The organism is Burkholderia sp. HI2714 (genome assembly GCF_002223085.1).
Taxonomy (GTDB): Bacteria; Pseudomonadota; Gammaproteobacteria; order Burkholderiales; family Burkholderiaceae; genus Burkholderia; species Burkholderia lata_D.
Genome location: NZ_NKFM01000044.1, coordinates 24,342 through 48,362, shown reverse-complemented (window position 1 = coordinate 48,362; position 24,021 = coordinate 24,342). Strand labels below are relative to the sequence as shown.

21 protein-coding genes are annotated in these 24,021 nt (G+C 67.2%); 6 read left to right on the top strand and 15 right to left on the bottom strand.

All coding sequences use genetic code 11. From position 1 onward, the window contains the following. Positions 1-116 precede the first annotated feature (116 nt). The 4 genes from CFB82_RS23555 to CFB82_RS23535 all read right to left on the bottom strand — a co-directional run bounded on the left by CFB82_RS23555 (position 117) and on the right by CFB82_RS23535 (position 4,237). Positions 117-293: a ribbon-helix-helix domain-containing protein gene (locus tag CFB82_RS23555; protein ID WP_089485494.1), complete on the bottom strand. Its 177-nt coding sequence runs from the start codon at positions 291-293 to the stop codon at positions 117-119. Between the two features lie 90 nt (positions 294-383). Further along, the gene (locus CFB82_RS23550) at positions 384-1,214 is read right to left on the bottom strand and encodes an arylamine N-acetyltransferase family protein (RefSeq protein WP_089485493.1); all 831 of its coding nucleotides are present in this window, start codon (positions 1,212-1,214) and stop codon (positions 384-386) included. Between the two features lie 122 nt (positions 1,215-1,336). Beyond that, positions 1,337-2,023 carry a hypothetical protein gene (locus CFB82_RS23545; RefSeq protein WP_089485492.1) on the bottom strand — a complete coding sequence of 229 codons (687 nt, stop codon included), beginning with the start codon at positions 2,021-2,023 and terminating at the stop codon, positions 1,337-1,339. 729 nt (positions 2,024-2,752) lie between these two features. After that, the gene (locus CFB82_RS23535) at positions 2,753-4,237 is read right to left on the bottom strand and encodes an amidase (protein WP_089485491.1); all 1,485 of its coding nucleotides are present in this window, start codon (positions 4,235-4,237) and stop codon (positions 2,753-2,755) included. 367 nt (positions 4,238-4,604) lie between these two features. Between CFB82_RS23535 and CFB82_RS23530 the strand changes: the two genes are divergently transcribed. From CFB82_RS23530 to acnB, 4 genes are all read left to right on the top strand, one after another. Beyond that, positions 4,605-5,039 (top strand): universal stress protein, encoded by a 435-nt coding sequence (locus CFB82_RS23530; protein ID WP_089485490.1) that lies wholly within the window; start codon positions 4,605-4,607, stop codon positions 5,037-5,039. A gap of 598 nt (positions 5,040-5,637) precedes the next feature. Further along, positions 5,638-5,886, top strand: a complete 249-nt coding sequence (locus tag CFB82_RS23525) for an adhesin (protein ID WP_089447941.1) — start codon at positions 5,638-5,640, stop codon at positions 5,884-5,886. A 303-nt stretch (positions 5,887-6,189) separates the two neighbouring features. Beyond that, positions 6,190-6,663, top strand: coding sequence for a nuclear transport factor 2 family protein (locus CFB82_RS23520; protein ID WP_089485489.1), 474 nt, complete (start codon positions 6,190-6,192; stop codon positions 6,661-6,663). Between the two features lie 530 nt (positions 6,664-7,193). Continuing rightward, positions 7,194-9,779 carry a bifunctional aconitate hydratase 2/2-methylisocitrate dehydratase gene (acnB, locus tag CFB82_RS23515; protein WP_089485488.1) on the top strand — a complete coding sequence of 862 codons (2,586 nt, stop codon included), beginning with the start codon at positions 7,194-7,196 and terminating at the stop codon, positions 9,777-9,779. A gap of 148 nt (positions 9,780-9,927) precedes the next feature. Here acnB and CFB82_RS23510 read toward each other — a convergent pair whose 3' ends face one another. After that, entirely contained in the window at positions 9,928-10,329 is a 402-nt protein-coding gene (locus CFB82_RS23510; RefSeq protein ID WP_069251886.1) for a PPC domain-containing DNA-binding protein, read from the bottom strand. 237 nt (positions 10,330-10,566) lie between these two features. Between CFB82_RS23510 and CFB82_RS23505 the strand changes: the two genes are divergently transcribed. Both CFB82_RS23505 and CFB82_RS23500 read left to right on the top strand, forming a co-directional pair. Next, positions 10,567-11,565 (top strand): hypothetical protein, encoded by a 999-nt coding sequence (locus CFB82_RS23505; RefSeq protein ID WP_256990451.1) that lies wholly within the window; start codon positions 10,567-10,569, stop codon positions 11,563-11,565. Between the two features lie 169 nt (positions 11,566-11,734). Then, the gene (locus CFB82_RS23500; protein WP_089485486.1) at positions 11,735-12,661 is read left to right on the top strand and encodes an ADP-ribosylglycohydrolase family protein; all 927 of its coding nucleotides are present in this window, start codon (positions 11,735-11,737) and stop codon (positions 12,659-12,661) included. A 125-nt stretch (positions 12,662-12,786) separates the two neighbouring features. On the opposite strand, the gene CFB82_RS23495 is transcribed toward CFB82_RS23500, so the two are convergent. The 10 genes from CFB82_RS23495 to CFB82_RS23450 form a co-directional block, all read right to left on the bottom strand. Next, positions 12,787-13,335, bottom strand: coding sequence for a GNAT family N-acetyltransferase (locus CFB82_RS23495; protein WP_089485485.1), 549 nt, complete (start codon positions 13,333-13,335; stop codon positions 12,787-12,789). 170 nt (positions 13,336-13,505) lie between these two features. Next, positions 13,506-14,906: an MFS transporter gene (locus tag CFB82_RS23490; RefSeq protein ID WP_089475139.1), complete on the bottom strand. Its 1,401-nt coding sequence runs from the start codon at positions 14,904-14,906 to the stop codon at positions 13,506-13,508. A 30-nt stretch (positions 14,907-14,936) separates the two neighbouring features. Further along, positions 14,937-16,181: an NAD(P)/FAD-dependent oxidoreductase gene (locus CFB82_RS23485; protein WP_089485484.1), complete on the bottom strand. Its 1,245-nt coding sequence runs from the start codon at positions 16,179-16,181 to the stop codon at positions 14,937-14,939. Further along, on the bottom strand, positions 16,178-17,140 hold the full coding sequence (locus CFB82_RS23480) for a VOC family protein (RefSeq protein ID WP_089485483.1): 963 nt from the start codon (positions 17,138-17,140) through the stop codon (positions 16,178-16,180). The genes CFB82_RS23485 and CFB82_RS23480 overlap by 4 nt, the downstream gene beginning before the upstream one ends. A gap of 18 nt (positions 17,141-17,158) precedes the next feature. Then, complete coding sequence (locus CFB82_RS23475) at positions 17,159-18,649, bottom strand: aldehyde dehydrogenase (protein ID WP_089485482.1); 1,491 nt, start codon at positions 18,647-18,649, stop codon at positions 17,159-17,161. A gap of 72 nt (positions 18,650-18,721) precedes the next feature. Then, positions 18,722-19,549 carry an aspartate dehydrogenase gene (locus CFB82_RS23470; RefSeq protein ID WP_089485481.1) on the bottom strand — a complete coding sequence of 276 codons (828 nt, stop codon included), beginning with the start codon at positions 19,547-19,549 and terminating at the stop codon, positions 18,722-18,724. Beyond that, complete coding sequence (locus tag CFB82_RS23465; RefSeq protein ID WP_089485480.1) at positions 19,542-21,209, bottom strand: thiamine pyrophosphate-binding protein; 1,668 nt, start codon at positions 21,207-21,209, stop codon at positions 19,542-19,544. The genes CFB82_RS23470 and CFB82_RS23465 overlap by 8 nt, the downstream gene beginning before the upstream one ends. Beyond that, positions 21,202-21,999: an SDR family oxidoreductase gene (locus CFB82_RS23460; protein ID WP_089485479.1), complete on the bottom strand. Its 798-nt coding sequence runs from the start codon at positions 21,997-21,999 to the stop codon at positions 21,202-21,204. The genes CFB82_RS23465 and CFB82_RS23460 overlap by 8 nt, the downstream gene beginning before the upstream one ends. Positions 22,000-22,156: 157 nt before the next feature. Beyond that, positions 22,157-23,014 (bottom strand): IclR family transcriptional regulator, encoded by an 858-nt coding sequence (locus CFB82_RS23455; protein WP_089485478.1) that lies wholly within the window; start codon positions 23,012-23,014, stop codon positions 22,157-22,159. Positions 23,015-23,117: 103 nt separating this feature from the next. Further along, entirely contained in the window at positions 23,118-24,014 is an 897-nt protein-coding gene (locus tag CFB82_RS23450; protein ID WP_089485477.1) for an alpha/beta fold hydrolase, read from the bottom strand. Between the last annotated feature and the right edge of the window lie 7 nt (positions 24,015-24,021).

Sequence of the window (24,021 nt, the reverse complement as noted above, 5' to 3'; positions counted from 1 at the left end):
GGATCCTCCGGTTGCCGGGAAATGCGTGCATTTTCCACCTGGGCACATCGATGCCGTTGGCCCGTGAGGATCCACCCCTCTCTTGCTCTCACGTGCGTGGGTGGGACGCGTTCATTTCAATTCTCCTTGGTGGACGGCCCCTCGCCCGGCGGCGGCGCGGCCAGGTACGCGCGCAATGCGTCGGCCACCAGCGCGGACAGCGATTGCTCCGTTTCGATGGCGCGATGCTTGACCTGCCGGATCAGGCTGAGCGGCAGGTACACGTTGAATTGCTTCACTTCTTCATCGGTCATGGAGCTAGTATGCTAGCAATCTAGCAAATGTCAACCGCAGCCGCGGCCCGTGTTTGCGGGCCGCCGTTGGCGATCGATCGTGAGTCCGGGTTACGTCGCGGCGCGCGCCGCCAGCCGCGCGAACAGCGCGTCGAGATCGAATCCCGTCGTGTCGATGCCGATCGTGTCGCGCAGGCACGCGCCCCATGCGGCCGCATCGTCGAACGTGACGGTGCGCCCGACGCCCGCCGCATCGCGGATCGTCAGCGTGGTGTTGCGCAGCGCCGCACGGCCGTCCGGCAGCACGCGGCAGGCGATCAGGTTATGCAGGAAGATCGATTCGGGATACGTCGACGTGAACCAGTTCGCGGCGTCGTAATCGATCCACTCGACCCGCTTCGGCTGGAAGCGATAGGTGGTCTGCCAGCCTTCGGGCGTCTCGATCTGCATGTCGAATTCACCGTCGACCGGCGCGGCGGCGACGCGGAACGCGCCGTGCGGCGTCAACTGCCGCTCGTCCGGCAAGAAACGCAGCGGCGCGGTGAGCGTCGCGCTGCCGAAGCCGATGTCCGCGAGCCAGGCCGCGCCGTCGAGATCGATGCGCAGCAGCATGTGCGTATGCGCGGTGGCGACTTCCGGCGGCAGCATCCAGCGCACGCGCGCGATCATCGGCGTCACGCGAAAGCCGATCGCCGTGAGCGCGGTGTAGAACAGCTTGTTGAGTTCGAAGCAGTAGCCGCCGCGGCGATGCGCGAGCACCTTGTCGACGATCGACGGCAGGTCGAGCGCGACGCGCGCACCGGTCAGCGGATTGAGGTTTTCGAACGGAATCGCCTGCGGGTGCAGCAGGTGCAGCCGGCGCAGCACGTCGAGCGTCGGCTCGACCGGGCCGTCGTAGCCGATGCGGGAGAAATAGCGCGAGAGGTCGAACGAGTCTGTCATGAACCTGCACCGAAAAAAGGGACACGCCACGATAGCATCGCGCGAAATCCCCATGTTGGGCGGGGTCATCTTCGTCGTCGCGCGCGATGCCGGCACCGCATCGCGCGTGGCCCCGCGCAATCTTACGGCAGCAGCTTCAGCGCGGACGATGCGACCGACGGCACCGAAATGCCCTGGCTCGTCGCGAACTGCACGGCCTGGCTGAGCGTCGTCGCGAGCGACTGCAACTGGCCCGGCGCGCTTTGCGCGATGTACGACGCAGCCTGCATGTTCTGCGGATTCAGGCCCGACTGCAACAACGACGCCGCGCTCGTCGAACCGAGATTGCCGAGCCCCGACTGCAGCTGCGAATACTGCGTGAGCCCCTGCCCGAGCGACGCGAGGCCGTTGCTGAACGCCTGCTTGTCGATCGGGCCGTGCGTCGCCCCGCCGCTCGCGAATGCCTGCCCGAGCGCCTGCGACACCGATTGCTGCGCGCCGCCCATCTGCGACAGCGCGGCCGGCGTCAGCGCATTGCCGCCGGTCAGCTGGCTCGCGGCCTGCTGTGCCTGCCCGGCAGCACCGGTCAGCCCCATCGCCGACGCGAGCGACGACTGGCCGGTCAGCACCTGCTGGTTCGCGCCGACATAGGCCTGCAGCAATTGCGCGACGCCGCCCTGCGTGGGCGCCGCCTGCTGCTGCCCGCCGCCGAGCAGCGATGCGCCGAGCGACTGCAGGTCGAGCTGCGCGTGCGCGGTGCCGCTTGCCAGGATGCCGAACGCGATGCCTGCCGAGGCCAGGTGCCGGCCCGTCGCGCGAATCTGCTTCATGTGTTGTCCTCGTGCCCGAATGGTTGAGCCCGATATTGTCGAAGCGCGCCGCGCGCGGCCGCAACGACTGAAACACATCGAAACGAAATCACGCCGCGCGGCCGCTTGCAATTCCGCGACCGGCGTACGTGCTTGAGGCGATTCGTCCGCGTTTGCCGGGCGATTTCCAGGCGTGTGCCGACATTCGTTCTCGCGCCGCGTCAATCGATGGCGGCGGTTGTTGGCTGTCGCAGGCGATGCCAAAGGGGCTGTCAGCCGTCCCGTGTGTCGCACTGCACATCGAACGCTTCAGCGACACGAACGGCGGCGACGCGGAACGTGCTGTCCAGCGTCAGCGACATGACGCCAGACCGTCGCACAACACGCCTGTACGCGGCGCGGCGCGTACAGGCGAACAATACGCTTGCGTATCAACGCAAAACGGGCGGCTTTCCGCCGCCCGCCTCTCCATCTGTCACGCGCGATCCGCAACCGGCTTTGGCTTTGGCTTTGGCTTTGGCTTTGGCTTTGGCTTTGGCTTTGGCTTTGGCTTTGGCTTTGGCTTTGGCTTTGGCTTTGGCTTTGGCTTTGGCTTTGGCTTTGGCTTTGGCTTCCGGCTTCGGCTTCGGCTTCGGCTTCGGCTTCCGGCTTCCGGCTTCCGGCTTCCGGCTTCCGGCTTCCGGCTTCCGGCTATCGGCTATCGGCTATCGGCTATCGGCTATCGGCTCTCAACGCTCGGCCAGCGCCGCGCTACGCCGCCATCCACGCCGGCAACCGCCCGCCGACCCAGTCAGCCGCCTGCTCGTAGCCGCGCGCCAACTGCAACACGGCGAGATCGGCACGCGGACGCCCGATCAGCTGCATTCCCATCGGCAGCCCCGCGTCGTTGAAGCCGACCGGCACGCTGATCACCGGGCAGCCGGCCAGCGTCCACGGCACGACCGTTTCCATCCAGCGGTGGTAGGTATCCATCGCACGGCCCGCGATCTCCTTCGGCCAGCGCTGGTCGACGTCGAACGGGAACACCTGCGCGGTCGGCGCCGCGATGAAGTCGTAGCGGTCGAAGAAGCTCAGCACGGCCTGATGCCACGCAGTGCGCTCGACGCTCGCGTCGAACACGGCCGCGCCCTGCATCGCGAGCAGCCCTTCGACCTCGTAGATCGCCTCGGGCTTCAGCAGCGCGCGCCGCGCCGGGTCGCGATAGTGCGCAAGCAGCCCGCCGCCGGACAGCAGGTGCCGGTGCGCGAGCCACAGGCGCCAGATCCGGTCGGGCGCGAACGCCGGCAACGCGGCATCGACGTCGCAGCCGATCTCGCGCAGCGTCGCCAGCCCCTGTTCGCACAGCGCGAGCACGCCCGCCTCGGTCGCGAGATAACCGTTCCAGTCGCCGACCCATGCGATGCGCTTGCCGCGCAGGTCGGCGTCGAGCGGCTGCGCGAATACAGCCGGATCGTCCGCGAGCGACAGCGGATCGTTGCGGTCGTAGCCGGCCTGAATCGCGAGCAGTTGCGCGACGTCGCCGACCGTACGGCCCATCGGCCCTTCGATGCCGAGCTGCTGCACGAACACGTCGACGCCCGGCCAGCGCGGCACGCGGCCCTGCGACGGGCGGAAGCCGTAGATATTGCAGAACGCGGCCGGATTGCGCAGCGAACCGCCGAAATCGCTGCCGTCCGCCACCGGCAGCATCCGCGACGCGAGCGCCGCCGCCGTGCCGCCGCTGCTGCCGCCCGCACTCCTGGTCAGGTCGTACGGGTTGCGCGTCGCGCCGTACACCTCGTTGAACGTGTGCGAGCCGAGCCCGAATTCGGGCGTGTTGGTCTTGCCGATGAAGATCGCGCCGGCCGCGCGCGTCCGCGCGACGCCCACGGAATCGGCCTGCGGCACGTTCTCGCGGAAGATCGGCGAGCCGTAGGTCGTCCGCAGCCCCTTCGTCATCGCCAGATCCTTCGGCGCCTGCGGCATCCCGTGCATCCAGCCGTGGTACTCGCCGCGCGCCAGCGCGGCATCCTTTTCCGCGGCCTCAGCGAGCAGCGCGTCGCGATCGCGCAGCGCGACGATCGCGTTGACCGCGCCGTTCACGCGCTCGACGTGATCGAGGTACGCGCGCATCGTCTCGACGCACGACACGGCCTTGCTGCGGATCGCCGACGCGAGCTCGCCCGCCGACAGGCGCACGATCGGGTCGACGGGGATGGAAGCGGGAGCGAGAAGCTGCGGGGCGCCGTGCGGCATGCGGAGTCTCCTGGAATCGGAATGGAATGGCGGGCCGCAGGGCGGCGGTCGCGCCCGAACCGGCCGGGAGCGGCCGCGCCGCGGCCGATGCACTACTCTACGCGACGCCGGATCGGCAACCTCCGATATTTTCCGCCGCGATTCATTGCGGTTCCGACTGAATCGGGGCGGCGGGCCACGCTTCGCACGCGCCGCCCAGGCCGATGAAATCGTTTATGCGCATAAACTTAAATTTCTTATATTTCTATTAGGCGCGGCACGAGGCGGCACGTGTTGACGACATTTTTACGCGGTCGCCCATTCTCTTTAGATCGTTCGGTCCGGCGGCACGCTACGCTGGAATCATCTCGTTTTCTGGACAAAGTCCATGCTCAAGCTGCTGGTTCCGGTCGGCCACTCTCCCCGCTCGCTTCAGGCGGTTCGCCACGCAACCTTCCTGTATCGCGAACGGTGCGCGTCGGAAATCGTGCTGATCAACGTCCAGGCGCCGCTCGAATCGACGCGGCTCGAGGCCTACTATCCGCTGTCGCGGCTGCGTTCGATCGAGGAGAAGTTCGCGTCCGACGATCTGGCCATGGCCGAGCGGATCCTGCGAGAAGCCGGCGTCAAGTACAGCGTCGTGATGAAGGTGGGCCCGGTGGCCGATACGATCGCGTCCGTGGCGGCCGAGACGGGTTGCGACGAAATCGTGGTCGTCGCGCCGCGGCACGATCCGTTTCATGCGCTGATGTCGGTGTTCCGCCGCAGCGTGATGGGCCGGCTGGTGCGGATTTCGAATGTGCCGGTAACGGCCGTGCAATGACGGGGATGACGCGCGGCAGCGCGTCGAGGGCTCGTTCGCCGATGGGCCCCAGGTTGGCAGTGCGCGTTGCCTCTCACACGCGCAGCGGCGCAGCGCTTAATCGATGACCTTGCGCCAGAACACGAAATAGGCTGCTGCCGACGATGCAACGAGCAGGATGGCCCACATCGGGGCGAGGCTGATCAGGACGGAAGAGACGTTAAGCATTTGGATTCCTCACTAATTCGATAGCGATGTTCAACACGCACCTGCTTGCCGGAACCGATGCATGCCTCCGCGATCGCGTTCCGTCAAATCATGTATTCATGCTATCGCTTTGAACGGCTGCGCGACCGCCCCCTCCCGTCCGCACCCTGACATTCGTCAAACTCTCGTGAATCGCGCGCCAGTCGCACGGACAACCGTCGCGCGAATGCCTCACTGCCCGTCCGGTTTCGCCTGCCACACGCACTGAAGCGATGCCTCCCCCTCCGGCACACCACGAAAAACGGGACAGGATCACTCAGCCCGCCCCATTTCAGCAGACGTTTACCGGGGGAACCCCCAAGTGCTTCGTCAAACGGGTCCGCGTTACGCTTGAGCCACGAGGAGACGAACCATGAGACGAGCCGTACATATCGCTGTTTTCGCACTGCTGGCGTATCTCATTGGCGATCGCGCGATCCTGCATGCGCAGGGCCGCGACACCAGCCCGCTCGCGTGCGAACAAGGTGCCGCGCAGGTGAAGGTCGATGCGCTCGGCCGCGGTTTCGGCGAAGCAGCCGCCAGCAGCCAGAGCGAAGCCTTCATGTCGGGCTGCCTGGTGACGGGGCGCGGCAACCAGGACGTCGCGCTGGCGAGCCGCTGACGGGCGGCCGGTGACGCGCAGGCCGCGTTCGGGTCACGACGGCTGAACCGGAACCGCGCACGCCTGCATCAATTCCCGCTGTTGACGGTCATTTTCTCGATCGATGTCGCGACGGATGTCACGGTCCGGACGGTGGTCACACCGAACGTCTGCGCGTAACCTGCATCGCGGCGGGGAAGACGCGTCGACATCGAGTCGATCAGCGCATCCTTGCCGTATGGCACGCACCTGAGGTTCAATCGGCCTAATCTCCGGCCACCGCGTCGAGACCCCGCTGCATTTCCAACGACAACACACCCCACGATGAGCCACCCGCACACCGAGTTGATCCAGCGCTTCTACACGGCGTTCCAGCAGCGCGACATCGACGCGATGCTCGACTGCTATGCCGATGACGTCGTCTTCAGCGACCCCGCATTCGGCGAGCTGCGCGGCGACCTCGCACGCGACATGTGGCGCATGCTGGTCGCGCGGGCGCAGGACTTTTCATTGACGTTCGGCGACGTCGACGCGGATCAACAGGCCGGACGCGCCGAGTGGATCGCCCATTACCGCTTCACCGCGACCGGCCGGATGGTAGTCAACCGGATCGACGCACGGTTCCTGTTCCGCGACGGACGCATCGCCGAGCATCGCGACAGCTTCGACCTGTGGCGCTGGGCGCGTCAGGCGCTGGGGCTGAAAGGCGCCCTGCTCGGCTGGACGCCTTTCGTGCAACGCGCAATCCGCGCGCAGGCGCGGAAGAACCTCGACGCGTATCGCGCCAAGCGGAAATAGCGCACACCGTCATGACGCCATCGGCATGTGCTCGATCGACTGGATTCAAGGGCTCGCGGCCTTCCAGGCCATTCCTTGACAGGCAAGCGGCACGCACCGATGCCCGCTCCGTCTTTTCAAATCTGATTGAAAGTCGCGTGAAATAGAGCGTAGGCGCGCGAACGCGGCCTGTATGTGGCGTTTCTTGCGTGCTTGTGCAGATATATGCGCCGCCGGCAACCGGGCTCCCGAGGCTTCGTTACCGGTAGCGCACCGCGCCGCCCTCCGCACCTCCCGCGGTCCTTGCCAGAACCACCCGGAACACCTTGCTCGCATCCGCACCCAGCCGAGCCTCCGGAACACACCTCCAAACAGCGCCGCCCCGTGCCACCGCGCCTCCCCGTGTCTCGACCATCAACTCTTATATAAGACATAAGACATTTGACGTTAAAGATCATTGAGATTAGAATCCCGCTGCAAAGCAGTGTCTGGAACAGCCCCGGAGTGCCGGCAAGGCCTTCCCCTCAAACGCAATATCAGCAGGTCTCCCCATGCTTGAAAACTTTCGTGCTCACGTGGCCGCCCGCGCCGCGCTCGGTATTCCTCCCCTGCCGCTGACGGCTCAGCAGACCGCCGAACTGGTGGAACTGCTGACGAACCCGCCCGCCGGCGAAGAGCAGACGCTGCTCGACCTGATCACCCATCGCGTGCCTGCCGGCGTCGACGAAGCCGCCCGCGTGAAGGCCGGCTTCCTGGCCGCCGTGGCCAAGGGCGAGACCGCCTGCCCGCTGATCTCGCGCGAACGCGCGACCGAACTGCTCGGCACGATGCTCGGCGGCTACAACATCCAGCCGCTGATCGAGCTGCTGTCCGATGAAGCCGTCGCTGCCGTGGCCGCCGACGCACTGAAGAAAACCCTGCTGATGTTCGACCAGTTCCATGACGTCAAGGAACTCGCCGACAAGGGCAACGCGCACGCGAAGGCCGTGCTGCAGAGCTGGGCCGACGCCGAATGGTTCACGAGCCGTCCGGAAGTGCCGCAAAGCCTGACCATCACCGTGTTCAAGGTGACGGGCGAAACCAACACCGACGACCTGTCGCCGGCCCCGGACGCGACCACCCGCCCGGACATCCCGATGCACGCACTGGCGATGCTGAAGAACGCACGCCCGGGCATCACGCCGGAAGAAGACGGCAAGCGCGGCCCGGTCAAGTTCATCGAATCACTGAAGGAAAAGGGTCACCTGGTCGCCTACGTGGGCGACGTGGTCGGCACCGGCTCCTCGCGCAAGTCGGCCACCAACTCGGTGCTGTGGTTCACCGGCGAAGACATCCCGTTCGTGCCGAACAAGCGCTTCGGCGGCGTGTGCCTCGGCGGCAAGATCGCCCCGATCTTCTACAACACGATGGAAGACGCCGGCGCGCTGCCGATCGAACTCGACGTGTCGCAGATGGAAATGGGCGACGTGGTCGAACTGCGCCCGTACGAAGGCAAGGCGCTGAAGGACGGCAAGGTCATCGCCGAATTCCAGGTCAAGTCCGACGTGCTGTTCGACGAAGTGCGCGCCGGCGGCCGCATTCCGCTGATCATCGGCCGCGGCCTGACCGCGAAGGCACGTGAAGCGCTCGGCCTCGCGCCGTCGACGCTGTTCCGCCTGCCGCACCAGCCGGCCGACAGCGGCAAGGGCTTCTCGCTCGCGCAGAAGATGGTCGGCCGCGCGTGCGGTCTGCCGGAAGGCCAGGGCGTGCGCCCGGGCACGTACTGCGAACCGAAGATGACCTCGGTCGGCTCGCAGGACACCACGGGCCCGATGACCCGCGACGAACTGAAGGATCTCGCGTGCCTCGGCTTCTCGGCCGACCTCGTGATGCAGTCGTTCTGCCACACCGCCGCGTATCCGAAGCCGGTCGACGTGAAGACGCACCAGACGCTGCCGAACTTCATCAGCACGCGCGGCGGCATCGCGCTGCGCCCGGGCGACGGCGTGATCCACTCGTGGCTGAACCGCATGCTGCTGCCCGACACCGTCGGCACCGGCGGCGATTCGCACACGCGCTTCCCGATCGGCATCAGCTTCCCGGCAGGTTCGGGCCTGGTCGCGTTCGCGGCCGCCACCGGCACGATGCCGCTGGACATGCCGGAATCGGTGCTGGTCCGCTTCAAGGGCAAGATGCAGCCGGGCGTCACGCTGCGTGACCTCGTCAACGCGATCCCGCTGTACGCGATCAAGCAAGGCATGCTGACGGTCGCCAAGCAAGGCAAGAAGAACATCTTTTCCGGCCGCATCCTCGAAATCGAAGGCCTGCCCGACCTGAAGGTCGAGCAAGCGTTCGAACTGTCGGATGCGTCGGCCGAGCGTTCGGCAGCCGGTTGCTCGGTGCACCTGAACAAGGAACCGATCATCGAGTACCTCAACAGCAACATCACGCTGCTGAAGTGGATGATCGCACAGGGCTACCAGGATCCGCGCAGCCTGCAGCGCCGCATCCAGGCAATGGAACAGTGGCTGGCCGACCCGCAACTGCTGGCGCCGGATGCGGACGCCGAATACGCGGCCGTCATCGAGATCGACCTCGCCGACATCCACGAGCCGATCGTCGCATGCCCGAACGACCCGGACGACGTGAAGACGCTGTCCGACGTCGCAGGTGCGAAGATCGACGAAGTGTTCATCGGCTCGTGCATGACCAACATCGGTCACTTCCGCGCCGCGTCGAAGCTGCTCGAAGGCAAGCGCGACATCCCGGTCAAGCTGTGGGTCGCGCCGCCGACCAAGATGGACCAGAAGCAGCTGACCGAAGAAGGCCACTACGGCGTGTTCGGCACGGCCGGTGCGCGTACCGAAATGCCGGGCTGCTCGCTGTGCATGGGTAACCAGGCACAGGTGCGCGAAGGCGCGACGGTCATGTCGACGTCGACCCGTAACTTCCCGAACCGCCTGGGCAAGAACACGAACGTGTACCTCGGCTCGGCGGAACTGGCGGCGATCTGCTCGCGTCTGGGCAAGATCCCGACCAAGGAAGAGTACATGGCCGACATGGGCGTGCTCAACGCGAACGGCGACCAGATCTACAAGTACATGAACTTCGACCAGATCGAAGACTTCAAGGAAGTGGCCGACACCGTGCAGATGTAAGCACGCGGAGCGGGCTGCGACGGGTGGTTGACGTCGCAGCGCCCTGGAAGGCGCCGCAGGCCGAAAGGCCGCGGCGCTTTTTTCATGCGGTGCGGAAAGGAGGCCGCGATCGGCACATCGCAGTGTCGACGCGGTGTCGCGGCCCCCCTCACGAAGGCGCGCTCCGGATCACCAGTTCGTTGAAGCCGGTGCCCGCATCGGCTTCGCGCGAAAAACGATGCGCGGGCAGCAGCACGAGCAGAATCTCGGCCGTCGTGCGCACCACGCAGCCGCTCGCGACGTGGCCGCCCGTCACGCGGCCGGCCGCATCCGAGATCGACATATGCAGATGCGCGCCGTCCGGCGATACCGAGCCGGCCAGCGTCAGGATTTCGAGGTCGCCGCGCAGTTCTGTCGGCTGGTCCGCGCCGGCGAAACGCAACTGCGCGACGCTCAGGCTGCCGATGCCCTGGATCACGAAGGCCGCGTGCGATGCGTGGCCGCGCAACGCGTGCTCGATCGCGCCGCGCAAATCGTCGCCGGGGGAAAGACGCAGAGGATGAGCTTGCATGGTCGAGAACCTGTGGGTGGACCGTGATATCGACCAAGCGTACGTTCGCCCCGTGAATCCGGCAAGTCATCCACGCTCGAGAATCCCGCGCGCCTGCCGGCGCGGCGCACGCGTCACACGGCCAACCACTCGCTCGCGAACCGCGCAGCCGGCACGCCCGCGCACGCGGGCCGCTGCGGCAGGGTTTCGCACCGGCCGCAGCACATCGGCCAGGGTCTGCTTGCATACGGACCGCACATGCGTTCCGCACGCAAGCAGACCCTGACGTATGCAAGAATCAGTTTCTTGAGGCAACTCCTGCTTTATCGCCCCCTTTCACCAAACGCCCGTCGAATGTCCCAATGCCAGAATAATTACGAGCGGTTCCACACCCCGAGCGACGACATTGCCGCGCGGGAAGTCGCGGCGATGAGCGATGAGGAGCGTGCGCGCGCCAAGTCGGCGGGGAGCGTGCATGTCCGAAACTGGCTCGCCATTCTGATGATGCCGGTCGTAGTCGGGCCTGTGATCCCGATGCTCGCGTACTTGCTGGGTCTGCTTGCATACCGCGGAATGGTCGATCCGGCCTTTGATATGGATCGTGCGGTTGGCGAAACAGCCGTCACCGTCATATGGGTCACGGCGCTCTTCATCGCAGCGTGGATCGGCCTGAACTGGTGCGTCGCGACGTACGGTACCCGGCAGCGGTACTGGCGAGAAATGCCGTCCAACGGGCATGTCGAATTGGAGCGCCATACGCTATGTTCGGCAATCATCGTGTGGTCGGACGACTACGATCCGGAGCCCCTCTACGTCGAGGAATGGATCGACGGCGAGCTCAGATCCAGCAGGGCCCGAGTAAGGCAGTGGATCCTGGCCCGAACGTCCGTCGGTCATTGGCTGGTGCTGGATCAGCTAATTGCGGCAGACAGCTGGTACGGGCCGCCAACGTTCCCCTCGGAGACGAAACGGTTGATCCCGCGGCGAGAATTGGCAATTGCATTTGCGCCACGCACCCCTATCCGCATCGGATTGAGATGGAGTGGACCGGCGGCGCCATTGACCGTGACGTCCTGTCTGCTGTCTCGCGCCGAATGCGAGCGCCTGACTGCGGCGGCTCACCACCATGCTTTTTTTCCGCCGGCCCAATATGGCGTCGTCGATCCCGCCGATGCGGACTGGGTCGGGGAACTCGCCGCCCGGGCACTGGAGCGCGAAGTGCCTGTCGACGTGGCGGCCGGGCAGGCGTTGACGTAATCATCGCGGGTCGTTTCAACGACGACTGCGGCTGCCACCGCGCGAAGGCGCCCGGTGAACCGTCGGAAAAGTACGCCAATTGGCGGCGACTGCATAATGACGGGGTTCAGCTCAAGGTCTTGTACACGGTCTTCCGCGACGCAAGCCGTCCCAACCCGAACTCCTTTCGATGACACCGATTCCGAACCGACGATCCCGCCTGCGCGGCGGCCTGCTTGGCCTGCTGATCGGCGACGCGCTCGGCGTGCCGTACGAATTCCACGACGCCGCTTCGATTCCGCCGCCTGCAGCGATCGACATGACCCCGCCGCCGGGCTTCGCTCGCGCGCATGACGGCGTACCGACCGGCACCTGGAGCGATGACGGTGCGCAGGCACTCGCGCTGCTCGACGCACTGCTGCGCGAGCACGACCTGAATCTCGATACGTTCGCCGGCAACCTGCTGGACTGGTTTCATCGCGGCGCATTCACGCCGGACGGCCGCGTATTCGACGTCGGCCTGCAGACGCAACGCGCGTTCCATGCGCTGGCGGCCGGCGCCGCGCCCGCAGCGGCCGGGCCCCGCGACGAGCGCGACAACGGCAACGGCTCGCTGATGCGCTGCTTGCCCGTCGTGATCGTCGCCGCGTCGTATGACGACGCGATCCGGCTCGCGCGCAAGCAGAGCGTCGTCACGCATGGCCACGTGCGTTCGCAGCTTTGCTGCGCGCTCTATTGCCTGACGGCGCTGAGGATCGTCGATGGCCAGCCCGCGCCCGATGCGGTGCGCGCGGCAGAGGACGAACTGCTCGCGCGCTACGAAGGCACGACCGACGAAATCGAACTGAAGATCGTGCTCGACGGCCGCTTCGACGCGCCGCAAGGATCGGGTTATGTGGTCGACAGTTTCTGGTCGGCGATCCATTGTCTGCTGTCCACGGGCAGCTACGAGGACTGCGTGAAGCGCGCGATCGCGCTCGGCAACGACACGGATACGACCGCGGCCATCGCCGGCGGCCTCGCCGGCGTGCTGTACGGCGAACAGGCGTTGCCCGATCGATGGGTTGCAACGCTGCGCGGGAAAGACAAGGTCGAGGGCTGGCTCGCGAAGTTGTGAATACACCCTCATCGGCCGGCCGCCGAGTCGAACCTGGCGGGCCGAACCCGATTGCCCGGCGTCGTTGCATCAACGCGTGCGCGATCGTTCCTGCCGCGCAATGATCCGCTGCTGCCGCCGCCGCATCAGCGGCGATCGCTCGCCAGCAACCCGTACAGCGCGCTGTCCGACACTTCGTCGCCGACGATCCAGCGTTCGCGCAGCAGCCCTTCCCGCACGAAGCCCAGCCGTTCGAGCAGCCCCGCGGACGCGGCGTTGCGCGGATCGATATCGGCCTCGAGCCGGTTCAGCCGCAGCGTGCCGAACGCATGATCGATCATGGCCGACGCCGCTTCGCGCATGTATCCGCCGCGCCAGAACGCGCGCCGCAGGCTGAAGCCGATCTCGGCGCGCCGGCATTGCGCGTTCGCGTGGAACAGCACGCATTCGCCGAGCGCTTCGCCGGTTTCCCGCAGTTCGAGCACGCAGGTCAGGCTCTCCCCGCTCGCGGACGTCTGCACGTTGCGCGCGACGCGCGCCTCGGCCTGCTCGATCTGCGTCATCGGCGAGAGCGAGAAATAGCGCATCGCTTCCGCATCGGACCAGATCTCGAAGAAAGTCGGCGCGTCGGCGTCGCGTAGCGGCCGCAGGACGAGGCGGGACGTATCCAGCGTGACGGGTTCGAATAAAGGCATGGCGACAGTCGGTCGAAAAACGGGATCGTGAATTAGAACACGCAAGCCGCAAGTCGGCCATTGCACGCGTTCGCACGCCCCGCTCCGGCGCGGCACCCCGATCGCCACCAGACAAAACGGCCCGGACATCGCCCGGGCCGCTTCACTTCATCCGTTACCGCCGCCAGCGCTTACGCTTCAAGCGCTTCGAGCACCTTCCCCTTCGTCTCGATCCCGACGAAGTGCACGGTCACCGCCGCGATCAGCGGCACGATGCCGATCAGGTAAAACGCCGGCGCGAGGTTGCCGCCGATAATCGCGTGCGGCACCACCATCGGCGCGACGAACGACGCGATCTTCAGCCATGCGCTGCCGAGGCCGCAGCCCGACGCACGGATGCTCGTCGGATACTGCTCCGGCGTATAGACGTACGCGGTAATGAACCCCGACGCCATCAACCCGAGCGACAGCGAGCAGAAGATCGACACGACGTACACCGACGACGCGTGATAGAAGCCCGCAAACGCCAGCGACAGCGCGCACAGCACGAACGACCACACGATCACCGGCTTGCGGCCGAGCTTGTCGACGAGCAGCGCCGACGCCAGCGACCCGAGCACCCCCATCACCGAGCCGATCACCGCGAGGTTCAGCGCGAGCTGCAGCGGCGCGTGATAGAAGTTCTTGTAGATCGTCGGCAGCCACGTCGACAGCCCGTACTGGATGAATCCGCAGGTCGCCCACAACGTCGCCACCGCGAGCGTGCGCTTGCGATACGCGGCGCTGAACAGGTCGCTCATCTTGCGCTTCGGATGCTGGCGCACCATCTCGTCGAACGCCGCTGCCTGCGTGACCGGCGGCAGCTCGCCGCGCACCGATGCTTCGAACACGCCGACCGCCCGCCCGGCTTCCGGGAGCCGCCCGCGCGACGCGAGCCAGCGCGGCGATTCCGGCACGAGGCGCGTGAGCACGAGCGACAGGATCAGCGGCAGCCCGCCGACGAAGTACATGATTTCCCAGCCGAAGCGCGGCACGAGCCACGCACCGAGCGCCATCGACACGAGCAGCCCGATCGGGAACACGATCTCGTACAGCAGCACGAAGCGGCCGCGGCCATGGGCACGCGTGATCTCGTTGATGTACGTCGCCGCGACCGGCAACTCGCCGCCGAGGCCCAGGCCCTGCAGAATCCGCAGCAGCACGAAGATCTCGAAGGTCGGCGCGAAGCCGCACGCGATGCTCGTGATGCCGATCACGGCCGAGCTCCACGCGATCGCCTTCACGCGGCCATGCTTCTCGGCCAGCGCGGGAAACAGGAAGGCGCCGATCAGCTGGCCGATCGCGCCGGACGCGATCAGCATGCCGATCTGCGTCGGCGACAGCCCCCATTTGTGAATCAGCAGCGGCAGCGTCGCCGCGATCGTGATCACGTCGAAGCCGTCGAAGAACGTCGCGGTGCCGATCAGCACGCGCGCGCGGATCTGCATCGCGTTGGCGGGAAGCCGCTCGAGCCGCGCGATGATCGCGCCGGGCGTGGAGGCGGCAGCTTCCATCGTGGCGCGACCGGCCACGACGTTGTCGAAAGTGCTCATGCGGGTTGTCTCCTGTGTCTCGTCGCCCGGTCAGGCCAGTGTCTTGCTCGTGTCTGCCAGGGCTTCCGTATCCACTGCCCGGCCCTGGTTCATCCACTTGCGCGCGAGCTTCAGCTCACGTGCGTTGTTGACGGCGATGACACCTCTCACATGTCCTTCGCCCACGAAAAACAGCGTCGCGCGGCGCGCGGCAAGATCGCCGCGCACGACGAGCTGCGCATCGGCCGGCAGATCGCCGAGGATCTGCAGGTTCACGTCGTACTGATCGGACCAGAACCACGGAATCTCCGCGTACGGCGCACGCACGCCGAGCACGGCTTTCGCGGCCGCGATCGCCTGGTTCTGCGCGTTGGCCCACGATTCGAGCCGCACGCGCCGCTTCAGCCAGCCGTTGTGATGGTTCGCGACGTCGCCGCACGCGAAGATCGCCGGGTCGCTCGTCGCGCCGAATTCGTCGACGACGATGCCGTCGTCGATCGCCAGCCCCGCATCGCTCGCGAGCGACGCGTTCAGTGCGAGGCCGATGCCGGCCACCGCGAAATCGGCGTCGATCGTCGTGCCGTCGGCGAGCGTTGCACGCACCTTCGACGCGTCGTCCGGCTGCGCGTCGAGCGAAGCAAGCGCCGCGCCGAGGCGTACGTCGACACCGTTCGCGCGGTGCAGGTCGAGCAGGAAATCCGACACGATCTGAGGCACCGAGCGGCCGCACAGCCGCGGCGCGCCTTCGACGACCACCGCTTCGACGCCGAGCTTGCGCGCGGTCGCCGCGACCTCGAGGCCGATCCAGCCGCCGCCGATCACGAGCACGCGCCGGCTCGCACGCAGCTTCTCGCCGAGCGCGGCTGCTTCGTCGAGCGTGCGCAGGTAATGCAGGTTCGGGGTCCTCACGAGCGCATCCGGCAAGCGGCGCGACGTGCCGCCGGTCGCGATCACGAGACGGTCGTATTCGATCTCGCGGCCGCTTTCGGTTGTCACGACGCGGCGCGCGCGGTCGATCGATGCGGCGCGTTCCGGCTGCCATGCTTCCACGTTCAGCGCGTCGAATTCGTCAGGACGCACGACGCGCACGGTTTCGATGTCGGCGTCGCCGGCCAGCACGGCCTTCGACAACGGCGGACGCTCGTACGGCAAATGCGGTTCATCCGCGATCATCACGAGGCGGCCCGCAAAGCCTTCCGCGCGCAGCGTCTTCAACACCCAGCCGGCGGCCTGGCCGCCGCCGATCACGACGACCGTGCCGGGCGCGGCCGGCTCCTGTGCGTTCTCTTCGCTCACGATTTGCGCTCCGTCATGAACTTGCCTTCCGGCGCCTTCGCGTTCTTCTGCCGGCGCGTGTTGCCATCGAGGCCGCCGTCGACCGCCCATTCGGCGAACACGGTCGGGCCCGGCTCGAATTCGCGCGGCTGCCACTCGGGCGTCAGCACGTCTTCGTCCGCGTAGTACTCGATCAGGCCGCCGGCCGGGTTCTGGAAGTACCAGAAGTACGCGGACGACACCGGATGACGGCCCGGGCCGAGTTGCGTTTCCCAGCCGCAGCGGTCGATGTGCATGCCGCCGCCGAACACCTCGTGGATGTCGCGCACGGTGAACGCGACGTGGTTCAGGCCGCGTTTGCCGTTCGGCAGCGCGAGCAGGAACAGGTCGTGGTGGCCGCCGTGCGGCGCGCAGCGCATGAACGCACCGCGGCCCGGGTAACGGTCGGACGTCTCGAAGCCCAGCAGCTCGTGGTAGAACTTTTCCTGCGCATCGAGGCAGTTCGTGAAGAACACGACATGCCCGACCTCGACCGGCTCCGCGCGCGCATAGATCGGGCTCGGCTGGTCGACGCGCAGCGTCTGGCCCCACACGTTCGACGGCGAGCCCGTGATGTCGAGTGCGCGCTTGCGCGTGACTTCGATGCGGATCGCCATCCCGTTCGGGTCGATGCAGCCGACCGCGTCGTCCTGCGCGTAATAACCGGGCTGGCCGGCGAGCTTCGTGCGCAGCGCGTCGAGTTCCTGCTGCGTCGCGACGCCCCACGTGACTTCACGCAGCGTCGGGCCCGCCTCGAACGCAGGCGGCAGCGCCGGATCGTCGGCCTTGACGGCCAGCACGGTGCAGCCGTTCAGCGTCTCGAAGCGTGCGCGCGCGTCGTCGTGCGAGACTTCCTTCATCCCCCAGTCGGCGAAAAAGCGCCGGCAGGTCGCGAGGTCGTCGACGCCGTACGTGATCTGCTCGATTCCCAAAATGCTCATTGCGTCATTCCCCTTCGCTCAGTTCGCCCACGGCAGCGGCGCGTCGTTCAAGCCCCAGTAGAGGCTCTTCTGCTGCATGTACTCGCGGATGCCGAGACGCCCCTTCTCGCGCCCCATCCCGCTCTCCTTCCAGCCCGAAAACGGCGTGGAGATCGAAAACAGCTTGTACGTGTTGATCCAGACGGTGCCCGTTTCCAGCGCACGCGCGAGGCGCCAGGCGCGCTTGTAGTCGCGCGTCCAGATGCCGGCCGCCAGGCCGAACACGCTGTCGTTCGCCTGCGCGATCAGCGACGCTTCGTCGTCGAACGGCATCGCGACGAGCACGGGCCCGAAAATTTCTTCCTGGCAGATGCGCGCGCTGTTCGGCAGGCCTTCGAGAATCGTCGGCTGATAGAAGAAGCCGTGCTCGCGCCCGTCGCCCGACGGCCGTTCGCCGCCGCACAGCAGGCGGCCACCTTCCTCGAGACCGAGCGCCACGTAGCGCTCCACCGATTCGCGATGCTTTGCGGTAATCAGCGGCCCCATCTGCGTGTCGGGCCGCGTCGGGTCGCCCACGCGCAGCTTGCGTGCGCCGGCCACCAAACGCTTCATGAATTCGTCGTACACCGAACGTTGCACGAACAGCCGCGAGCCGGCGATGCACGCTTCGCCCGACGAGCTGAAGATGCCGTACAGCACGCCGTTGACCGCGTGGTCGAGATCGGCGTCGTCGCATACGATCGTCGGCGACTTGCCGCCGAGTTCGAGCGACACCGGCATCAGCTTCTCGGCCGCGATGCGCGCGATGCCGCGGCCCACTTCGGTGCCGCCCGTGAACGACACCTTCTTCACCAGCGGATGGCGCACGAGCACGTCGCCGATCACCGAGCCCTTGCCCGGCAGCACGCTCAGCACGCCCTTCGGCACGCCCGCTTCCTCGCAGATGCGCGCCAGCGCGAGCGACACGAGCGGCGTGACTTCGGCCGGCTTCAGCACCACCGCGTTGCCGCCGGCCAGCGCCGGCGCGAGCTTCTGCGCATCGGACGCGATCGGCGAATTCCACGGCGTGATCGCCGCGATCACGCCGATCGGCTCGTACACGCTCATCGTCAGGTAGTCGCCGCGCGACGGCGTCAGTTCCTCGTCGAGCGTCTCGAGGCACGCCGCGAAATAACGGAACGTGTTCGCGGCGCTCGCCACCAGCACGCGCGTCTCGCCGATCGGCTTGCCGTTGTCGCGGCGTTGCAGGTTCGCGAGCGCCTCGTGGCGCTGCATGATCAGATCGGCGATGCGATACAGCACCTGCGCACGCAGGTGCGGCTTCAATCCGGCCCAGTCGGCGCGGCGCCATGCGGCGTCGGCAGCCACGACGGCTTCGGCCGCGTCTTCCGCATCCGCGGTCGACACTTCCATGTTCAGCGACTGGTCGGCCGGATAGATGCTCGCGTAAGGCGCGCCACGGCCGCGCCGCCATTCGCCGCCGATCAGGATGTTGCCGTCGGGTACGAGGCTCGTATCGAAAGGAGTCATGTCACAAGTCCCACAAATCTGTCTCTGCACGTCCGCCCTCGCCGTGGCGCGGGCGGACCTTCAAGGGCCCGGTCAGATCACGCAGCGGGCCGCGCGGTTGCGCAGCGCGCGGATCGCGCTGTACGCCGTCAGCGCGGACGTCTTCGGGTTGTCGGGCAGCGGCTTGCCGCTCATTTCCAGCGACATCTCGCCGAATGCGCCGCGCGCGGTGATGCGGTGCACGTTGCGCTCGACCGCCGGATCGGCAATCAGGCGCACGTGCGTCGCGTCGAGGCCGAGGCCCGCGAGCGCGACGGTGGCCGCGACGTTCGCGTTCTTCGGATACAGGCGCGCGGCATCGCGCGCGCTGCCTTCGAAGATCACCTTTTCCCCGGTCATCGCACGCAGGTCGCAGAGTGCCTCGGCGGGCGTACCGAGCCAGCCGAGCGGCGGTTTGCGGCCCACGTACAGCACTTCGTCGAGGCCGCCCTGCTTCGCGGACGCCAGCGCGTCGATCCCGCCGATCGCGCCGGACAGCAGCGTGACCGTCGCGTCGCCTTCGTCGGCCGCCTGTGCGAGCACGTCAAGCAGCGCAAGGTCGGACAGCGCGCCGATCGACGCGACCGCGCAATCGGTGCCGGCCTTCAGCAACGGCACGACGTGATCGACGAGCGCGCTGTGGCCCGCGCATTCCAGCGCGAACTCCGGGCGGCGGGCCAGTGCGTCGACCGACGACACGACCTCCACCACGCCGCCCAGCACGCCCTGCACCGCCGCGCGCTGGTGTTCCGGCACGATCACGTGCGCGACGCGCAGCGACGCGTCGTGCTCGACCGCGTGGTACACGGCCGCGCCGATCGCACCGAAGCCGATCATCGCGACGTCGACGGGTGCGTGGGCCCGCTTTTGCCCGTTAAGCATATTGGCGCTCCGACGGTTCTTCCTTCTTGACCGGCGGGCCTGCGAAGTTCGACGCGAACGCGCCGACCGACAGCATGTCGACCTCGACCATCACCGGGCCAGCCTTCGCCATCCCTTCGCGCACGATCGCTTCTGCCTGGTCGAGCGACGAGATCCGGTAGTGCGTGAGGCCGAAGCTCGCGCAGAACTGCGCGAAGTCGGGCTGGTGCAGCTGCACGAAGCAGCGGCGGCCACCGTAGTGCGCGTCCTGGATGTTGCGGATCACGCCGTAGCACTGGTCGTTCATCAGCACGATCATCACGTTCGCGTTTTCCTGCACGGCCGTGACGAGCTCGCCGACGTTGACCATCAGGCCGCCGTCGCCGACGAGGCAGACCGTCTTCGCCGCCGCTTCCGCCAGCGCCGCGCCGATGCCCATCTGGATGCCCTGGCCGATGCCGCCGCCGAGCGCATGCACGCCCGAGCGCGGCTCGAAGATCTTCAGCAGGCGGTTGCCCCACGTGCTGTTCGAAATCGTCACGTCGCGCACCCAGTTGTAGTCGCGGCCCACGGCGCCCTGCAGCGTGTCGACGAGCTGCTTGTACGGCCCGAGGCCCTTCGACACGTCGGCCACCGCCTGCTCGCGGGCGGCCGCGAGATCGGCCGCGAACTGCGGATCGACCGACAGGCGGCCTTCGAGCCGGTCGGCCAGCTCGGCCAGCACGCGCTTCGAATCGCCATGCACGAACAGCTCGTTGCGATAGCCGCGGTTGTCGGCGAGCGCGTCGGCGTCGATGCGGAACAGCGGCTGCGGCAGCGCGAGCTTGTACTTCAGCGTTTCGTTGCCGCGCAGGCGCGAGCCGACGACGACGAGCGCATCGCAGGTCTTGTAGAACGCTTCGACGGACGCATGCACGTTGAACGCGCCGAGCGTCGCCGGGTGATCCTCGGGCAGCACGCCGCGGCCCTGCACGCTCGTCACGACGCCGAAGCCGAGCTTCACGAGGCGTTCGACTTCCTCGCGTGCGTGGCGCGCGCCGCCGCCGAGCCACAGCAACGGGCGGCGCTTGGCCGCCAGTGCGTCGGCGAGCTTCGCGACGCGGGCGGTGTCGTGCTCGCGCACCGCGACGTGTGCCGGCGCGAGGTCTTCCGGCCATTCGATTTCAGCGGCCTGGATGTCGATCGGAATCTCGACCGACACGGGGCCCGTCGGCGCCGTCTGCGCGATGCGCACGGCTTCGCGGATCGTCGGCAGCACGGTTTCGACGGTACGCACGCGGAACGCGGCCTTCGAGATCGAATGCAGCATCGACAGTTGGTCCGGCGCTTCGTGGATATACGCGAGATCCTGGTCGAGGTACGGCGTCTCGATCTGCCCCGTGACGTGCAGCAGCGCGGTGCCGGCCGTCAGCGCCTCGACCATCGCGCCGGCCGCGTTGCCCGCCGCCGTGCCCGTGCTGGTGAACGCGACGCCCAGGCCGCCCGACACGCGGGCCAGCCCGTCGGCCATGTTCAAGGCGCCGGCTTCGCCGCGTGCACCGACATACCGGATGTTGCCGCGCGAGTTGATCGCGTCGAGGATCGGCATGTTGTGGATCGAGATGACACCGAATGCGGTCTTCACGCCGCACTGCTCGAGAAAGGCGGCAATCAGCTCGCCAACCGTGGTTTTTTTAGACATGGCGTGCAAAGCCTCCAGAAACGTCGATATGGCTGCCCGTCGTGTACGACGACAGATGCGTTGCGAGATAAAAGAGTGCCCAGGCGGCCTCGTCAGGCTTGCCGAAGCGGTTCAGCGGAATGTTCTTCGTGCGGGCGATCGCGCCCGTCCAGTCCTCCCAGCTTTCGCCGGACTGCGACTGCGTTTCGTAACGGCGGCGCCACTGGCCCGACTCGACGATGCCGATCAGGATCGAGTTCACGCGGATGCGCTGCGGCGCGAGCTCGGTCGCGAGCGACTTCACGAGGCTCAGCACGCCCGCGCGCGCCGACGACGTCGCGACCATGTGCGGCTCCGGCTGCAGCGCGAGCAGCGAGTTCACGCAGGTGATCGTCGGCGCCTGCGCGTCGCGCAGCAGCGGCAGGAACGCGCGCGTCGGGCGGATGATGCTGAAATACTTCAGTTCGAGTTCTTCGCGCCACGCGTCGTCGGTCGTGTCGGCGAAGGTCGACACGCGGCCCTGGCCGGCGTTGTTGACCAGCATGTCGGCACGGCCGAAGCGCGTCGATACGGCTTGCGCGAACGCATCCACGTCGGCTTCGTCGAGCACGTTGCAGCGCGCGGCGAGCAGTTGCGCACCCGGATACTTTTCAACGAGCATCGCTTCGGCGCGCGCGAGGCGCTCGCTGTCGCGGCCGCAAATCGCGACCGACGCGCCCGCCTGCAGGAACCGTTCGGCGGTCGCGAGGCCGATGCCGGACGAACCGCCCGTCACCACCGCCACCTGCCCGGTCAGATCGATCTGGATCATGTCGTCGGCCCTCGCCGGGCCGCCCCAAGAGGGCCGGCCGCCCCCTCGGGGGGCAGTGAGCAAAGCGAACGTGGGGGCTGTTTCATCGGTCGCCGGGCCGCCCCAAGAGGATTGACCGCCCCCTTGGGGGGCAGCGTGCGAAGCATGCGTGGGGGTCTCATTTCAATCCTAAAGCCTTGAGAAACGTGTGCTCGTCATCCGAGCGGTAATTGAGCCGCCGCGACAGTTCCGCCGCCGCGCGCTGCACCTTGTCGATCAGGCCGTCCGCGATCAGCGCCGCGTCGATCTCCGGCCTCGGCACCGTCACCGTGATGCACGCGACGATCTTCTGCGTCTCGTTGCGCACCGGCGCGGTGACCACCGAGATGCCGCGCTCGAACGACGAATTGCTGACGCCGTAGCCGCGCCGCGCATCCTCGCGGATCACTTCGTACAGCGCGTCGACCGTTTCCGGCGTTGCGTTCGTCATCCGGTTCAGCGCGCCTTCCGGATACAGCGCATGCAGCTCCTTCAGCGACAGGTCGCCCATCAGCACGTGGCCGTGTGTCGTCGCATGCGCGGGCAAGCGCGTGCCGACGTTCACGCGGATCGAGCTGAACACCGGCGCCTGGCTCTGCGCCTTCGCGACGAACACCACGTCGCGGCCGTCGCGGATCACGATGTGCGTCGTGAAGCCGGTCGCGTCGCGCAGGCTCTCGATCACCGGCAGGCCGAGATCGGTCAGCTCCAGCGAGCTCAGGTATTCGAAACCGAGCCGCAGCACGGCGATGCCGAGCTTGTAGTTGCGATCCTTGTCCGCGCGCTCGAGGAAGCCGAGCGATTCGAGCGTCTGCAGCAGACGGAACACCGTCGTGCGCGGAATGCCGAGCCGCTTCGACAATTCGGGCGCGCCGAGCACGGGCTCGCGCGGCGAGAATTCGGCGAGGATCCGCAGCCCGCGTTCGAGGCCGGGGACCACGTAGCTGGCTTCGGCCTTGCCGTTTTCCTGCTCGGGTTGTTGCAGCGGTTCGTTCATGATGCCTCCCGCCGGGCCGCCCCAAGGGAGGCATCGGTATTCTGGGTATGAGGGGGCTGCGCCCCCCCCCCAAGCGAACGAACGAGAGCGTGGGGGTCGTAATTCATGCCAGTCCCCGCTGTTGGTCGCACTGACGGCAGAACGTGTCGATCAGTGCGGAATAGACGGCCGGTGCTTCCACGTAGCCGGCATGGCCTGCTTGCGGAATCACCTGCAGCCCGACGTGCGCGGCCGCGGCGATCCGCTCGCATGCCGCGGGCGGCGTGATCGCGTCGTTCGCGCCGACGGCCACGGCCGTGCGGCCGCGAAAGCCGGCGAGATCCGTTGCGAGATCGGCATTCGCAAGCAGATGCGTGGCCTGCGCGTAGCCGGCCGGCACGATGCGCGCCATGTTCCAGCGCACCCACGCCCGCGCATCCTCGCTCGCGAAACCGGACAGCATGTTGCCGCTGCGCTGCTCGGCGAGCCCGGCCGGGCCGAGTTCAGCGAGCAGCGCGAGCCGCGCGTCGCGGCGCGATTCGCGCGTTTCAGCCGGTGCGCTGCCGTAGCCGCCCGCGGGCGACACCAGCAGCAGGCCGGCGATCCGCGCCGGCATCACGCGGGCGAGACCGCCCGCGATGATCGCGCCGAGCGAATGACCGACCAGCACGCAGCGTTCGATGCCGAGTGCCTCGAGCCACGCGTTCAGCGATGCCGCGTAATCGGCGGCGGCCGGCGACGCGCCTTGCACCGGCGTCGACGCGCCGTAACCGGGCGCATCCCACGCGAGCACGCGCCGCGATGCGCCGAGCGCGTCGAGCTGGCGGACCCACGATGCGGCGCCCGAGCCGATGCCGTGCAGCAGCACGACGGGCAATGCACGGCCCGCATGCTGCGCGCCGGCTTCGCGATAACCGATCGTGCCCGCCGCGCCGGCCGCGCAACGCTGTTCGGGAAACTGCCCGAGCAGCGCGGCGAACGCCGCGGTGCGGTCGCGTTCACGTTTGTCGATGACACTCATTGCTTCA